Source organism: Sporomusa acidovorans, from assembly GCF_900101845.1.
Lineage (GTDB): Bacteria > Bacillota > Negativicutes > Sporomusales > Sporomusaceae > Sporomusa > Sporomusa acidovorans.
In genome coordinates this window covers 124,799-140,723 of record NZ_FNAM01000009.1, presented here as the reverse complement: position 1 = coordinate 140,723, position 15,925 = coordinate 124,799, and the positions used below count along the sequence as shown (strand labels likewise).

Sequence of the window (15,925 nt, the reverse complement as noted above, 5' to 3'; positions counted from 1 at the left end):
ATCAAGAGCATCCTTTGCATCACGAAGTTCTCTTCTAAGGCGGGCATTTTCTTTTTCAATATCGCTAGAATAATTGCCTGATCCGCGAGTCGGAACATCGCCGTTATTTTCTCTGGCGATTTTAAGCCATTTTGTTAATGTGCTATATCCTATTCCTAAATTTGATGCACAACCCTTAACGCCAAGATCTGAATGGTCGTAATAATAACGGACGGCATCTTCTTTGAATTGTTGAGTCTGTTGCTTTGCCATTGTATGTTCCCCCTATATCATTTATTGTAATCCTTCTGGGGAACACCCTCAATTCAATTTGTTCTATTTATATTCTAGCACCAATGATCCTATGGCGGCGTAGCTCAGTTGGCTAGAGCATGCGGTTCATACCCGCAGTGTCCGGGGTTCAAATCCCTGCGCCGCCACCATAAGCAGACATTCGGAAATTTATTTTCGTATGGTCGCTTAGTTAGAAACAGTAGTTTCTAACATCAAATGAATCATGCGGGTGTAGCTCAATGGTAGAGCACTAGCCTTCCAAGCTAGCTACGAGGGTTCGATTCCCTTCACCCGCTCCATAGTAAATTCAAGGCCTCACAGGGTTTCCTGTGAGGCTTATTTTTTTGCTAATACACCTTATTGTGGTTAAAATAAACTTAATCATACAAGGTAGTAAAAAAACATAAAAAAAATATTAAAAAAATCATTGATAGCAGGAATATGTTCTTCAATAGCGAATTATATAACAAGAAAATTGAAAAAACCGAATGTCATTCGGCAATATAGAACGAATGGCATTCGGATCGAATATTTTACTGCAATCAAGTATAAAATATGATTGCGTTTTAAGCTTGATATTATATCACGGTGGCGTTATAAAGAAACGCTATTTTTTAGAGGGTATTATCCGAATGTCATTCGGTAATAACGAACATAGGTAAATCACTGAAACTGGAAAGGTAATATCCCAAAGCTGAAGTTTGAAGATTTAAGAATTTAGGTGGAAAGGGATTCAACAGAAAGGAGTTCCGGAGATGGGCTTAAACCTTTTAGAAAAGACAGAACTTTGGGTCAACCACATTAAACTCGATCATGTAAATTTGACTCAACTCGCACAGACGGTAGCAGATGTGCTGGGAATTGAAAGCAGTAAGGTGCTGGTGGTGGATGTCCGGCCAGATCATATTACTCTCGACATTATGGAGAATGATATTCCCACCGAAAATATCGTAGGTAAAGAGCGGGTACTGCTTGATGCGCTTTCCAAGCTGGAAGGCGTACACCTCACTGAGGAATCTTTTATACATTCCAATGGAATTCTTGGCCTAATCTGTCTGGAAGGGGAAAACCCCCTTGAAATGAGCAGAACGGTCAACCATATGGTAGATGAAATGAAAGAGCGTATTGCAAAACGGGCAATCATCTTTCCGACGGGCTTTGAACTAAAACAGAATTTGATAGAGGACACGAATACTCCATATTTAAAACAACTTCTCGAAGCAGAAGGCTACAAGGTAACTATCGGGGATATTATGGAAGACGATTTAGACGATATGGAATATAAGCTTTCCGATGCAATTTCCCGCGCGTTCGGGCTGATCATTACAACCGGCGGTGTAGGTGCTGAGGATAAGGATAAAACTGTGGAAAGTATGCTACGTATTGATCCCCAGGCTGCAACACCGTATATCGTCAAGTTTCAACGTGGGACTGGACGCCATGTCAAGGATGGTGTGCGTATTGCAGTCGGAACAGTGGGTCCTTCCATGTTGGTTTCCTTTCCCGGCCCTAACGACGAAGTCCGGCTCGCAGCGGGGGTATTGCTGGAATGTTTGAAAAACAACTGTGGTAAAGAAGTTGCTGCGCAAAAAATCGCGGCTGTGCTTGCTGAAAAGTTAATGAAAAAGGGTTTTCATCATGAACATCATGAGTAAAAATAAGATTTGACTAAGGGGGAAAATGATTAGATGGACTGTAAAAAAATTGCTCAAGAATTATTTGATGCGGAAAAAGGATGCTATCAAATTGCAACGCCAACCGCTTCCAATCCAGATATGTCAGTGGAGGATGCTTACGCCATTCAACTTGAGAATGTTGCTAAAAAGGTTGCCGCTGGGGAAAAAGTAATCGGCATGAAGGTAGGACTGACCAGCAAAGCAATGCAAAATCTTTTGAAAGTCAGTGAACCTGACTATGGTCATCTCACTAATAAAATGCTTCTACTCGAGGGTGAAATCTGCCCAATCGATGATCTGATTCAACCAAAGGTGGAGGGAGAGCTGGCGTTTTGTCTTAAGAAAACGTTGCGCGGTCCCGGCGTAACAGTTGTGGATGTATATAATGCAACCGACTGGGTAGTTCCTGCCATTGAGATTGTTGACAGCCGTATCAAGGACTGGAAGATTACACTGGCTGACACCATTGCGGATAATGGTTCTAGTGCGCGGTTTCTTATCGGTGGAAGAATGACCCCGATAGGAAATGTCGATATGCGTTTAACCGGAATGACGTTAGAAAAGAACGGAGAACTGGTTAACAGCGGAACCTGCGCGGAGGTGTTGGGAAATCCTGCAGCAGCGGTAGCCTGGCTAGCCAATAAACTTTCCGAATTTAACATTGAACTCAAAGAGGGCAATATCGTCATGGCGGGTGCAGTGACCGCCGCAATTCCAGTTGCAAAAGATGATAGCTTTACTGTGACTTTCCATGGCATGGGAAGTGTAACAGTTAAATTTAAATAAATTAGCAATCAAGAAAGGAAAAGTGGTATGGAGAAAATTAAAGTTGGTATTATTGGTCCAGGAAACATCGGGTCTGACTTGATGTATAAGGTTATGAAAAGCAAACACCTACAAATGCACTTAATGGCAGGTATCGTGGAATCGGAGGGGATTAAAAGGGCAGCAGGATTGGGCTTTAAGACTTCCTTAGAAGGTGTTAAAGCTGTGGCCGCAGACCCCGATATCAAGATTGTTTTTGATGCGACAAGTGCAAAAGCGCATTTATATAATGCACCAATATTGAAAGCAGCGGGCAAAATTGTCATGGATATGACCCCTGCTGCCGTAGGACCCTATGTCGTTCCTTGCGTGAATCTGGACAAAATAGCTGAAGCAGATAACTTTAACATGGTTACCTGCGGCGGCCAGGCAACGATTCCCATCGCTTACGCAATTAATCGCGCGGCGGACTCTGAGTATACCGAGATTGTGGCAGCACTTTCTTCCTTGAGTGCAGGCCCAGGAACCCGTGCTAACATCGATGAGTTTACCCAGACAACTAGAAAAGCTCTGGAAATTGTTGGCGGCGCTGATAAAGCGAAAGCAATTATTGTTTTGAACCCCGCTGAGCCGCCAATCATGATGACTAATACTATTTATTCTATAGTTAAAAATCCCGATGAGAAGAAAATCATAGAATCGGTCAACGACATTGTTAAGCAAGTACAAGCTTATGTACCGGGCTACAAGTTACGCGTTCCCCCTGTTGTCGATGGAAATAAAGTAACTGTCATTGTCCAAGTTGAGGGCGCCGGCGATTTCCTACCAGTATATTCCGGAAACCTTGATATTATCAATCAAGCGGCTGTCGCCGTTGCCGAAAAAGTGGCAGCGAAATTGTTAGGCAGGGAGGGGTAAGCGCAATGAAAAAAGGGAAAATTAATATTGTCGATACAACGCTTCGCGATGGGAGTCACGCAGTTAGTCATAGTTTTACGGTAGATCAGGTAACTGCAGTCGCAGAAGGATTGGATAAGGTTGGCGTCAGCCTGATCGAAGTGAGTCATGGAGATGGTATCAACGGCTCTTCCGTAAACTATGGTTTCTCAAAAACCAATGAAATTGAACTGATTAAGGCAGCCAGCAATGTGATTAAGAATGCAAAGCTGACAGTGTTACTCCTGCCTGGAATTGGAACGATAGAAGATTTGCAGGAAGCGAAGGAAAATGGCGCCGAGGCTGTGCGTGTTGCCACGCATGTGACGGAAGCCGATATCGCGATTCAGCATATCAAATATGCCAAGAGTATCGGGATGATGGCAGTAGGATTCCTGATGATGGCCCATATGGCATCACCGGAAAAGATTGTGGAGCAAGCGAAAATTTTTGTGGACTGCGGCGCTGACTATATTAACCTTGCGGATTCTGCGGGTCATATGTTGACAGATGATGTCCGAGCCAGAGTCAGTGCGCTCAAAAATGCTGTTGATATTCCGATTGGCTTCCACTCTCATAACAATTTGGGTCTGTCTGTCGCGAATTCAATTGCAGCTGTAGAAGAAGGCGCTACCTATATTGACGCGACTTGCCGGGGCTTAGGTGCGGGTGCTGGAAATACTCAGAATGAAGTGTTATGTGCGGTACTGGACCGTTTAGGATATGACACAGGGATTGACCTAAACGGCATTATGGACGTCGCAGAGGAAATTGTAGAACCAATAATGCATCGCCCGCAGGTTATTAGCACTGCTTCATTAATGCTGGGGTATGCAGGTGTTTACTCTAGCTTTTTACTCCACACCTATAAAGCTGCTGAAAAATTCCAATTGAGCCCCAGAGATATTCTTGTGGAACTGGGTAAACGGAGAATGGTAGGCGGACAGGAAGACATGATCATTGATGTGGCGTTTGAGTTATCTCAGAAGAATAGAAAATAAGCGGGGATTCGCCAGAATGGATTAGTTCGCGGAAGCGGTGATTGACAAAGATCCAAATTGTGATCGGAAGTTAATTACTGGAATGCCATATGAAAAGAAGGGAGAGGTTTAACAGATGAAGAGAGTAACCCTGTTGGCCGAAGTTCAGCACGACGTGTGCAGGGGATGTAAAGTGTGCGAGAAAGTCTGTCCGGTTTTAGCGATTTCAGTATCTGATAAAAAGGCAAACGTAAAGGCGGATGAATGTCGTGGTTGCACCAACTGCGAATCTCGCTGCCCATTTTATGCGATTAAAATGGTTAAGCGCGAGGAACCCTTTACCATTGGTGTGGACGTATCCAAGCATGATGCAAAAAAAATTCGTGAGATCTGTGAAAAAGCCCATCTCAATCCGGAACAGATTTTATGTTACTGTGTGGGTGTGCGTGCAGAAGAAGTTGCCGCTGCAATCTTAGAAGGAGCGAAGACTCCTGAAGAAGTATCGTCAAAGACCGGTATTCGCACAGGCTGCACCATTGAATGTGTACAGCCGCTGCTGCGGATGATTGATGCAGCAGGCCTTGAGCTCAAACAGGTTGAAAATGGTTGGCAGTGGTACGGGATCACCCCTACTGCATGGACTCTGCCTGAAACCGTTGTCGAGAAATACAGTAAGAGGGGTTTCTACTTCCAAGAAGATCGGGAATTATTAGATCGCGTTGTTCATACCAAACCGGAAGGAGCGGAAAAATAAATGAATTATAAGGATTTAATGCACGAGGCAATTAAGCCAATTCCCCCAAAACCTTCTATTTATGGTATTGCCCCAGAACTTGTAAAAACCCGTGTTTCCGAGCTTCCCGGGATGGTTTCTCTTTATCTGCGCGAATTGTTCCCAGATCTACCGCCTGTACTCCTGCCGGGTGGGCCGGATGCCATAAAAAATGTTCGTCAAGCTGCCCATGATGCCCTGATGAAGGTTGACATGAGCATGATTAAACCGGAAGATTCCGTTAATGTCTTGGCTTCCCACCATGGATTCACTCTTTTTGGCGGCGAACCCTATGCTGAGTTGCTTAAGGCAATTAGAGATGCTGTGGAAGAAAGAACCGGCTGCACGGATATTCGGCTGCGTGCGGGGGTTGGCATGCGTTTCCGTGAAACGGAAGAATATATGAAGCGTTATGGCTTAGACACCTATTATAAAGGAAAAGCAGTCGGGGTAGCTCCAATCGACGAAGGGATCGCTATCGAGACCGAAATCGGAACTCTGTACGGACTTAAGAAGGTTTACGATGCAACCTGGATTATCCATGCGCATCATACTGACGTTCGTGAGGTGCATTTCCACAGACAGGTAGATAAAGCTGTAAAACCGTTTGGTATGTCCTATGCGCGTTGCGAAACTCGCAGTACCTACCATCAGAATCTGGGACCTCGGGCAGCAAACTTTACTGCACGTGCTATTTTTGAGTCCGAGTTTGTGCAAAGTAAATTCGCCTTTGCTGCATTTTTGAACTGTGGACCACATGGCGTAATTGGTGCTGACTGCGACAACGATTTGTATGCCCTTAACGACCGTGCAACTTTCGTTGGCTGCCAGCTCTACGGAAAAATTATGACCCTATTTGGCGAAATTGATAAATGCATTGCCGTACTTGATTTCCCTTGCCCAGTACCGTATGTATTTTCAGCAGGGGTTATTTATGCAAATTTCCTAGGGGCTAATTCTGATTTGTACGACCTAAATACGCCGCTACCCTCTTATACTTGGTATACTGAGGCTTTCTATCGTAAAAACGGAAAACCGCTACTCGAGGAGACGCCGCCCATGAACCCCGCCATTAAAATGTGTGTGCATAACTATGCATGGACAGGATATCCGTCTGAATTTTTCTCTAAGAATATTCCGACCGTTGTCGTGGGAGATGAGCAGGGAAAACTATTCGATACGGATTCCATGAATATTGGCTATATGGATTATGCCGTAACCGCGAGAACAGCAGAGAATGCGATGAAGTTTGCCTACAACGTCACCGGCACAGACCAAGTAATTATCTTTGACGGTGCTATGGGCGGTCTCAATGTCAGTGAATCATTGGCCAAACTATTGATTGAAAAAGCACCTCTGGTTAGTGAAAGGGTTGATAAGGAGCTACTGCCAAAATGGCTTAAGCAAAGAGGCGTAGACCTTTCAGTATTGGAATCAAGCAAATAGAAGCGCATTTGTTCAGTAAGTTTCTTTAATTATGAAAAAAGGGGGTTTTGTAGTTTGCCCCCTTTTTTCAATAACGAGGAGCGATGTTGTGAACGAAATTGTCGTAACGAGAATTGCCGCACTCCAACAGGAACTGAAGAAACAAGAGCTGGATGCGGCGGTTATTAGGGATAGGGAGAACCTTATCTACTTTGCAAATGTAGAAGATATTGAAGGAGGAGCCCTGATTGTTCCGGCGCAAGGTCAGCCGAAGCTACTCTGCTTGTGGCTGGATGCTCGTCAAATGCGGGACCGATCGGGCTTAGAAGTGGTTCCCTATTTCTTCCCACAAGAGAATATCAGCAAAAAAACCGCCGACTTGGTGCTGGAGTTAGGTATTGCCAATCCGAGGATCGGCTTTACCAGGTACTTTATTAATTTAAAGGACTACCAGCTCCTCCGTGACACTGTGCCCGGTATCTACTTTGGTGATATTGCTGAAGTCTGCTATCGCTTGCGCTCAATCAAATGCGAACAGGAAATCTCTTATATTTCAAAAGCTGCTGAGTTCCTTAAAGTAGGGATGAAAGTAGGAATGGAATCCGTTAAGCCAGGCATGAAAGAAACTGAAATACTTGCAGAGGCTGAGTATGCTATGCGCAAGGCGGGTTCGGAGGGGAGCACCTTCCGCATGCAAGTCTTGCGGCATGATCGGCAGCAATTGATGCATCCTTATGCCGGAGATTATGTCATTGAAGACAATCAGCCTGTAGTCATTCACTTGGGTGCGTCCTATAAAGGGTATACCGCAAAAATGTGTCGCACAGTATTTTTGGGAGAAGTCGCTAAAGAGACCGTTGAGGTCTACAACGTGCTTATAGAGGCGCAAAATGTTGCGATAGAAGTATTAAAGCCAGGGGTTGCCTCCAGTGAAATCTACGACAAAGTGTTCAAGGTTATTCATGACCATGGTTATGCCAAGATGTTCGTGAATCAGATTGGCTATGGAGTAGGAATCAGACAGTCAGAATTTTATCCCGTTATTGGAAAGGAAATTAACCATATTATTCAGGAAAATATGGTGGTGGATTTATTGCTGCCGACTATTTATGTTCCGAAAATAGGCGGTCCCCGTATTACTGATACCATATTAGTAAAAAGCTCAGGTAATGTTGTGCTAACAAAAATAGATTAACGGCATTACCGCAAAAATCTCGACAATACCGAACCTGCTTGTGAAGAGATTTACAACTTAGAATGAGTATAATTGTGTTAAAATTCAGAACGATATTCGGTAATAACGAATAAGAAGTTCTGCATGTAAGTTCTAATTCATTTTTTCTAACAGAGATTAAGAAGGATTAATCGAAGAAGGAGGTAATGTAAAATTGGCTAAAGATATTCCGGCGGTCGCTGCGGGTAATCAGGTTCGTTCCGTAGCTAAGGCACTGATGATCCTGAATCTACTTGCAGAGCACCAGCGGGAAATGTCTCTGGGTGAGATTGCTAAGGAGATGCAGCTGGCAAAAAGTACTGTGTATGGGCTATTGGCTACGTTAAGAGATTTTGGTTATTTAGAGCAGTCGCCTGAGGATGGTAAATACCGTCTAGGAACGCGGCTCTTTGTCTTGGGGAATGTTGTTGCCGATAGCTGGGATGTGCGCAAAGTGGCTGCCCCATTTATTCAATCTCTGGTGGATGAACTTGGGGAAACAGTTCATTTGGTTGTCTTAGATAAAGGTGAGGTCCTATATATTGACAAGCGAGAATGTACAAAATCTTTGCGAATTGTCTCGCAAGTTGGTACAAGGTTGCCAGCTCACTGTACTGGTGTAGGCAAGGTTTTCTTAGCAAATCTTCCGGCTGAAGAAGTAAAAAGTATAATTAGCACGAAGGGTTTATCCCGTTATACCAAAAACACGATTACCGAATTTCACCTCTTGGAAGAGGAACTGAAGCAAGTAAGACAACAAGGTTATGCCATAGATAATGAAGAGATCATGGAAAGCTTACGTTGTGTAGCGGTGCCATTGCGCGATTATACAGGAAATGTTTGTGCCGCGATTAGTGTATCTGGGACTTTATCACGGTTTGAAGGGGACGAGCTTGAATCCATTGTAAGCCTAATGGTTAGGATTGGGCGGGAGATTTCGTTGCATCTAGGATATCGTGCATGAAATGTAGACAGAGATGAGGTGATAGGATGGAGTTGCGAGAGTTTCTGTTTGAACCACTCAAAGGTCGGTCCTATGGATTCACGATTAGGGCTCGGGAAAATGGAATACTATCAGGAGTCGCAAAATTAAAGGAACTGGCAGCTGATATCGGTCTGGACGTTCGCTCGGTGGCAGAGGAAGGTGCGGCGTTAATCCCCGGTACCGTGGTGTTTGTTGCTCGGGGCAATGCTGAAATGGTCACTAAGGCAGAGGAAATGCTTATGGGAGCCATCGGGAAACCTTCTGGAGTAGCCACAGCTGCAGCAGATATTGTGAAAAAAGCAAGTCCGGTAAAGGTTGTTTGTGGTGCTTGGAAAAAGGTAGGTCAGGCTATTAAAGGAGAACTACGTCAAGCGGCTATAACGGGTGGGGCTGGACAACGGATGTCCGAAATGCCATTTATTTATTTAGACAAAAACTATATTCGGATGTTTGGAGAAGTTAGCACAGCCATAGGTAGGGCAAAATTATTTGACTCAGAACGTTTAGTAGTTGCCCAATTACGCGGCGAGACCCAAGGCATTGTCGAAGAGGCTAGATCCGCAGTACAGGCCGGCGCAGGCATTTTAATGGTTGATACCGGTGTTCTCGAGGACCTCGAAGTTGTAAGGGCTGCTGCGGAAGCTGAGGGTTGGCGAGAACGTATACAGTTGGCTTTTGCCGGCGGTGTAACCATGGAAGAATTGCATAACATCGTCACACTTGGACCGGATATTATTGATGTTGGTCGAGCTATTCTTGATGCACCATTACTCGATTTTAGTCTTGATGTCGAAGGTTAAGGCTTGGCTGGAACTCACCTAGAAGCAGGAGATTTTTTAAGATATGCACAAAAGGAGAAAAGTTTATGATTATTGAAAAGGGATATAGCATAAGTGAGAGTCTTGGAATCTTATGGAAAAACAAAAATTTAGGTGCAATTGCCACAGGTTTAGTAGCTACCCTCTTTAGTACTATGGGCCCAGGTATGATTGTATTTAACGCTGCTAATTCGGGTAATTTGACAGATGCCCAAGCTGTCTCTTGGCTCCTGGGTATTTATCTTATCGGTGGATTAGCAACAATATTTATGTCTTTGCGTTACCGGTTACCAGTTGTTACAGCGTTTACTATTCCAGGGGCCGTCATGCTTGCTAAAATACTGCCGAATTTTACACTGAGTGAGGCTGTAGGTGCCTATATTGTTGTAGGTGTGGTCACGTTAATTCTTACAATTTCCGGTTTAATGAAGAAATTCGTGGAGCACATTCCAGTACCTGTTATGTTGGGTATGGTTGGCGGTGTATTGTTAAGCTTCGGTATAGGTATGTTTACAGCTGCTATTAAAATGCCTCAAGTTTACGGTTTTATGGTAATATCGTTTTTTGGTATAATGGCTTTTAAAAGTTTCGCAAAAAAGGTCCCCCCGATTATTGTAGCGATTATTGTTGGGATAGTTGCATTAGCCGCCTCTAATCTGATCACTCCCGTTCCCCTCTCCTTTGAAATCTCTAAACCGGTTTTAGCCCTGCCGACATTTTCCTTACGGGCAATTTTAGATATTAGTTTTCCTCTCTTCTTCCTGGTCATTGGCGTTCAGAACATTCAGGCTGTTGGGGTTCTTATGGCAGCCAATTATAAAGTACCGATCAATGCCATGTATCTAGTTCCGGCTATCGGTACGTTTATTAACTCTTTATTTGGAGCTCATCCGGCTGTAACTGCAGGTCCGAGTACAGCGATTTGTGCTGGTCCTTCTGCAGGTGAAAAGAAAGAACATCGCTTTATCGCGGCGTTTGCAGAAGGGGTTTTTTGGGTAAGTTTTGCTTTGTTGGCAAAGATTATTGTTGAATCGGTGAAGATGGTTCCTAAAGAATTTACGGCTGTTTTAGCAGGATTAGCTATGTTTGAAGTCTTCAAAAGTGCTTTTCAAGGAGCTTTTGCCGGTAGATTCAGAACGGGCGCTTTAGTGGCTTTCTTTGTTGCGGTTACCAATCTCTCCATTTTAAATATTGGTGCTCCTTTATGGGCAATCATTCTTGGTCTCCTGACCTCTCTCATCGTTGAAAGAGAAGATTTTAAACTTAATAAGACAGAGAATGGAAAACTGCTCGAAACAGCAAAATAAGTCTATTAAGTAATAATCTAATAGCAATAAGTAGCGGGTGGCGATTGTCGCCCGCTACTTCCTAAAAGAAGAACACTGGACTTACGACTTGTCACATTGGTCATTAGTAATAGTACGCTACCAGAAGTTGTTAACCATTTGTGAAAAGCTTACTCAAATATGAGGATTGCCGTAGAATAGCTGAAGAGTACGAGATACCACTTAAAGAAGTTTACGATAATATTAAATGCACTGCTTACCAACAATTTGGAATTAGAAACGAAAGTGAACTCGGATTGATTGGAAAGGAATGAGCATAATGGATAGATTAATTCGTGTATCCACCAAGGAAGATATCTTTCCCGAGTATAGAGAAACCCCGATTGGAAAACTTGTTGAATATCATAATCTTCGTAGCTCCCATGACTCATATTCGAAAGCTCAAGTTTTGATAGGAATGTGTATGGATTACCGAAAAAATCTTCGCATTCCTGAAAATTTCGCCTATATACTGCGCAGCGGTGGGGGTAATTTACGTTATAGTGAGTTTAAAGTATCATATTGCGTTGCTCTGGGGGGGGTAAAGGCGATAGCCTTATTAGGTCATAATAATTGTGGCATGGTAAACTTATATTCCAAGAAAGAAAGATTCATTAAAGGTTTAGTTGAAAACGCAGGCTGGAACGAGAAAGCTGCAGAGGAACATTTTATGAATTTTGCGCCGATGTATGAGCTTGGAAATGAAATAGATTTCGTTATTAGTGAGGCTGTACGATTAAAAGCAAGATATCCGAAAATTTTAGTTGCCCCCCTATTTTTCAATATAGAAGATAATGAACTATATTTAATTAAAAAATGAGCTTCGTAAAAAATTAACTAATGTAATGAAGAGATAGCTGTCTCCAGATGTCAAAATGCTGACATTTGTCGAGACAGATTCCTTTGTCTTTTTATCAATTTAATTGCTTCGTGACCTTCTTACATAGTGTAAAGTAAAGGCTTTGGGGATTAAACTGTAGGGGATTTCGAGTGGGATTTTGTACCGGTGATAGCTCAGTGGTAGAGCATCGCCTTGCCAAGGCGAGGGTCGCGAGTTCGAATCTCGTTTTTCGCTCCAAAAAATGAATGCAATGTAAAAAGTCCTTGCTTGTTGAATGAGCAAGGACTTTTTTGACTTTAGAAAAAAATCATTGTTGACCGCCCAAAATAGGAGCAGCAGGGTATACCTAGGCATACTCCTTCCAAACCTATTTTTTACAGTATAATATTCTGTTATAATATGATATAATGTTATCCGCAAATAGTATTGCAATGATATAAAAAAGAGATATATTAAAGAGAGGGGGCATTAAGGCATGCCTAAAAAAGAAGTGAATTGGGTTGTTGGTGGTGTGGCATTGGTGCTTACCCTTATTGTTTTGTTTAGCGGACAATTTTTATGGAATAAATATGCGGTAACTAATCCGATTAGTAAAATGTTTCAAAATGTGAACGGAGTGGAAAGCGTTACTGTTGGACAGCAAAGTAACAATAACGAAAAAATCAAAATATATGTAAAGCTTAATCATGTCTCTAATTTGCAGACATTATACAGTGAAATCGTTGATGGCTTAAAACAGATGGATAATGGTAAGAAATATGATATTGTTATTCAGGATAACCGTACGCCGGAACTGGAAGAGTTTTATTATCAAATTCAGTATTATATTCAGGAAGCTATTTTTACGGGTAATTTTGCATCCATGGCTGAAAGTGTTGGAATTAAGGCTAACAATGACGGTGTGACCGAAAAAATATATATTGACGCGGATAACATCTATTTGCAATTGGTGAAAGGGAATGCGGCAATGTACATGATTATTCCCCGCAATAACAATGGTCAGGGGGGAAAATAAATGCGTTATCTGGAATTAATTTTAGGCATAGTGAGTGCAATTGTCATTTTTTTAGGTTTCCAGGGTATTGATTTACTGCCTGTGTTGCTGTTTGCCGGTTTGGTAATAATCTTTTGGTATCAGACTAAACGGGCAGGTGAGAAATCTTTTGCTACTCATATCCACAATGATAGTAAAAGGGAATTGATTAGCTTTGATGATATTGGCGGTCAAGATATAGCCAAAGGAGAATTGCGTGAAGCTCTTGAGTTTATAAAAGATATTGAGCGCATAAAAAAATTAGGAATTCGCCCCCTTAAAGGTATTTTGCTTAACGGACCTCCCGGTACGGGCAAAACTCTATTAGCAAAAGCGGCGGCTTGTTTTACCGGATCGGAGTTTTTAGCTGCCAGCGGATCAGAATTTGTGGAAATGTATGTTGGGGTTGGAGCCCGTCGTGTGCGTCAGTTGTTTAAACAGGCTCGTGATATGGCCAAACGAAATAAAAAGAAAAGTGCGGTCATTTTTATTGATGAGATTGAAGTGCTTGGCGGTAAACGGGGGCAAAATGCGGGCCATATGGAATACGATCAAACATTAAACGAGCTTCTGGTTCAGATGGATGGAATGTCTGAAAATGATGACGTTCGCATTTTGGTGATTGGAGCAACGAATAGGCTTGATATTCTTGATTCGGCTCTGTTACGACCAGGACGTTTTGATCGGCAGGTTAAGGTTGATTTGCCTGATAAGCTGGGGCGAATTAAGATTCTTGAACTTCACACCCGGAACAAACCATTAGCAGAAGAAGTATCATTAGCGGATGTTGCTAATGATACATTTGGATTTTCTGGTGCGCATTTGGAAAGTGTGGCGAATGAAGCAGCAATTCTTGCATTCAGAGAAAATTCCAGAGTAATTACTGTGCAGCATTTGCGTAGTGCAGTGGAAAAGGTAATCATGGGAGAGAAACTTGACAAAATTCCAACCACAGTGGAAAAAAGGCGTATTGCGATCCATGAAACAGGTCATGCGCTTTTAAGTGAGTACATTCAACCGGGGTCGGTGGCCAGTGTTACTGTGGTGCCGCGTGGAAATGCACTAGGTTATGTCCGGCAGACGCAGCAGGAAGACATGTACTTGTATACGCTTGATTATATTAAAGGAAAAATTGCTGTGGCTATTGCGGGGGCCATTGCCGAAGATATTTTTCTTGGTGCTCGTAGTACCGGTGCTGCCAGTGATTTTAAACAGGCCGTCAGTATGGCTAAGCAGATAATTTTTGGCGGTATGTCCGAGCTTGGAATTGTGTCACCCGACGATATACCAAAAGAACTGTTGCACAATACGATTACTGGTATATTTAAAGAAGTTGAAAGCCTGGTGACAAATGTACTTTCGGCTAACCAGGCAGCATTTACTCAGATAGTAGATAGTTTATTGACAAAAGAGTGTATTGCCGGCTCTGAATTCCAAACTATACTAAATGGCGTTAAGCAAGCTTCTTAGTTTACCCAGCTTTGCTGGGTGAACTTGCATGCATACTCTAGCGCAGAGCGGTTAAAATAAAATTCTATATGGAAAAGACAGCAATTTTTTTAGGCGGCGGTGCTTCTGCGGCTGAAGGTGCACCTGTACAAAGCCGGCTTTTCGAAAAATACTTCAAAACACTCCGGGTCAAACATAATTATAGTAATTATAAACAAGTGAGTGAGTTACAAGCTTATTTTAGGCAACTTTTTTTTATTGACGTGCTTCAGGACGACTTAAATGCAATTTGCTTTCCAACCTTTGAAGAGGCTATTGGCATTTTGGATTTAGCAATTCGAAAAAGACAATGTTTTAAGGATTTTGACTTGGAAAATCTTATGCAGGGCTCAAACAGGATAGGTTATGTTAGACAGTATCTAATACTGCTTATGGCTGAGGTACTGGAAGACAAAACCTCGGAAGTAAAAGGGCTTCACAGGGTTATGACTAACCGCTTAGCTGAGCTTGGATACCTGCAGGATATTATCTTTATCTCAACAAATTATGATGTTTTGCTTGACCGGGCTTTAGCTGCCAAAGATGACATTATAGTCGATTACGGCGTGGAGTTTACTAACTATTCAATTGGGTCCGCAGCTAAAAGCAACAAGCCGGTTGTTAAGCTTTACAAAGTTCATGGTTCATTGAATTGGTCATATTGCCCGACCTGTAACTTACTACAATTGATTACAGATCGTCAGGGAATTCTTAAACTGTTAACAGACCCTTCGCAGGCTAAATGTGATGTATGTCAAACTATTAAATCGCCTGTGATTGTGCCACCGACATTTTTTAAAGATATGTCAAATAATTTTTTAACTTTGGTTTGGCACCAAGCAGAAATAAGCCTTAGTGAAATTAGGCACCTTATTTTCTGTGGCTATTCGTTTCCAGATGCCGATATGCATATAAAGTATCTAATAAAACGTATTCAAACTAACCGTACTGAACCATTGCGTATTACTGTGATTAATAATTATCCGGGTAAAAAAGCAGAAAAAATGAAGGAAGAAGAAGAACGGTATTCCCGGTTTTTAGGAAGCGGTATTTGCTTTACCAATAGTAGTTTTGAAGATTTCTGCAATTGCCCGGAAGATTTTATTTAGCCCTCAGAATAGTTCATCTATGAACAATTTCTATGCCCACCCAGAATACAAAAATAAAGAAACACGGCTTGGCCGAGGCACAAGCCGTGTTTCTTTATTTATCCTGGTTAAATGCTAATAAAAAAATGGTATTGCCATGTTTGGTGGCAAATTCTCTTTCAAATTTTTTGATAGTATCAAGTTCTTCGGCCGATAGTGCGGCAAAATTGATAGTATCAGCGGACATTACAAAACTCCTTTCTATAAATGGAATTAGTAATACCTTTTCCGATTTATAGAATAATAT

General features: G+C 42.4%; 16 protein-coding genes and 2 tRNA genes. 16 read left to right on the top strand and 2 right to left on the bottom strand.

Features of this window, described 5'->3' with window-relative positions; translation table 11 throughout:
* Nucleotides 1-252: transposase (locus BLR65_RS08835; protein WP_093793822.1), on the bottom strand; the 252-nt coding region annotated here is incomplete at its 3' end.
* Nucleotides 253-345: 93 nt separating this feature from the next.
* Here BLR65_RS08835 and BLR65_RS08830 point away from each other — a divergent pair.
* From BLR65_RS08830 to BLR65_RS08750, 16 genes are all read left to right on the top strand, one after another.
* Nucleotides 346-422 (top strand) — tRNA-Met (locus BLR65_RS08830).
* Nucleotides 423-498: 76 nt separating this feature from the next.
* A tRNA-Gly gene (locus BLR65_RS08825) sits at nt 499-572 on the top strand.
* 456 nt (nt 573-1,028) lie between these two features.
* On the top strand, nt 1,029-1,928 hold the full coding sequence (locus BLR65_RS08820; protein WP_093793821.1) for a molybdopterin-binding protein: 900 nt from the start codon (nt 1,029-1,031) through the stop codon (nt 1,926-1,928).
* Between the two features lie 33 nt (nt 1,929-1,961).
* Nucleotides 1,962-2,735 carry a 2-keto-4-pentenoate hydratase gene (locus tag BLR65_RS08815; protein WP_093793820.1) on the top strand — a complete coding sequence of 258 codons (774 nt, stop codon included), beginning with the start codon at nt 1,962-1,964 and terminating at the stop codon, nt 2,733-2,735.
* A 27-nt stretch (nt 2,736-2,762) separates the two neighbouring features.
* Nucleotides 2,763-3,632 carry an acetaldehyde dehydrogenase (acetylating) gene (locus tag BLR65_RS08810; protein ID WP_093793819.1) on the top strand — a complete coding sequence of 290 codons (870 nt, stop codon included), beginning with the start codon at nt 2,763-2,765 and terminating at the stop codon, nt 3,630-3,632.
* Between the two features lie 5 nt (nt 3,633-3,637).
* A complete protein-coding gene (gene dmpG, locus BLR65_RS08805; RefSeq protein WP_093793818.1) occupies nt 3,638-4,651 on the top strand; it encodes a 4-hydroxy-2-oxovalerate aldolase in 1,014 nt (337 codons plus the stop codon).
* 115 nt (nt 4,652-4,766) lie between these two features.
* Nucleotides 4,767-5,384 carry a 4Fe-4S binding protein gene (locus BLR65_RS08800; protein WP_093793817.1) on the top strand — a complete coding sequence of 206 codons (618 nt, stop codon included), beginning with the start codon at nt 4,767-4,769 and terminating at the stop codon, nt 5,382-5,384.
* Nucleotides 5,385-6,848: a hypothetical protein gene (locus tag BLR65_RS08795; protein WP_176772714.1), complete on the top strand. Its 1,464-nt coding sequence runs from the start codon at nt 5,385-5,387 to the stop codon at nt 6,846-6,848.
* An 88-nt stretch (nt 6,849-6,936) separates the two neighbouring features.
* The gene (locus BLR65_RS08790) at nt 6,937-8,022 is read left to right on the top strand and encodes a M24 family metallopeptidase (protein WP_093793816.1); all 1,086 of its coding nucleotides are present in this window, start codon (nt 6,937-6,939) and stop codon (nt 8,020-8,022) included.
* A 193-nt stretch (nt 8,023-8,215) separates the two neighbouring features.
* On the top strand, nt 8,216-9,004 hold the full coding sequence (locus BLR65_RS08785; RefSeq protein ID WP_211285252.1) for an IclR family transcriptional regulator: 789 nt from the start codon (nt 8,216-8,218) through the stop codon (nt 9,002-9,004).
* Nucleotides 9,005-9,030: 26 nt separating this feature from the next.
* The gene (locus BLR65_RS08780) at nt 9,031-9,825 is read left to right on the top strand and encodes a beta/alpha barrel domain-containing protein (RefSeq protein ID WP_093793815.1); all 795 of its coding nucleotides are present in this window, start codon (nt 9,031-9,033) and stop codon (nt 9,823-9,825) included.
* Nucleotides 9,826-9,890: 65 nt separating this feature from the next.
* Nucleotides 9,891-11,150 carry a benzoate/H(+) symporter BenE family transporter gene (locus BLR65_RS08775; RefSeq protein WP_093793814.1) on the top strand — a complete coding sequence of 420 codons (1,260 nt, stop codon included), beginning with the start codon at nt 9,891-9,893 and terminating at the stop codon, nt 11,148-11,150.
* A gap of 298 nt (nt 11,151-11,448) precedes the next feature.
* The gene (locus BLR65_RS08770; RefSeq protein WP_093793813.1) at nt 11,449-11,988 is read left to right on the top strand and encodes a carbonic anhydrase; all 540 of its coding nucleotides are present in this window, start codon (nt 11,449-11,451) and stop codon (nt 11,986-11,988) included.
* A 496-nt stretch (nt 11,989-12,484) separates the two neighbouring features.
* The gene (locus BLR65_RS08760; RefSeq protein ID WP_093793812.1) at nt 12,485-13,024 is read left to right on the top strand and encodes a hypothetical protein; all 540 of its coding nucleotides are present in this window, start codon (nt 12,485-12,487) and stop codon (nt 13,022-13,024) included.
* The gene (locus BLR65_RS08755; protein WP_093793811.1) at nt 13,025-14,512 is read left to right on the top strand and encodes an AAA family ATPase; all 1,488 of its coding nucleotides are present in this window, start codon (nt 13,025-13,027) and stop codon (nt 14,510-14,512) included. It abuts the gene before it with no gap.
* Between the two features lie 68 nt (nt 14,513-14,580).
* Entirely contained in the window at nt 14,581-15,639 is a 1,059-nt protein-coding gene (locus BLR65_RS08750; protein WP_093793810.1) for an SIR2 family protein, read from the top strand.
* A 94-nt stretch (nt 15,640-15,733) separates the two neighbouring features.
* On the opposite strand, the gene BLR65_RS31350 is transcribed toward BLR65_RS08750, so the two are convergent.
* Nucleotides 15,734-15,865 (bottom strand): hypothetical protein, encoded by a 132-nt coding sequence (locus BLR65_RS31350; RefSeq protein ID WP_281241507.1) that lies wholly within the window; start codon nt 15,863-15,865, stop codon nt 15,734-15,736.
* Nucleotides 15,866-15,925: the final 60 nt, after the last annotated feature.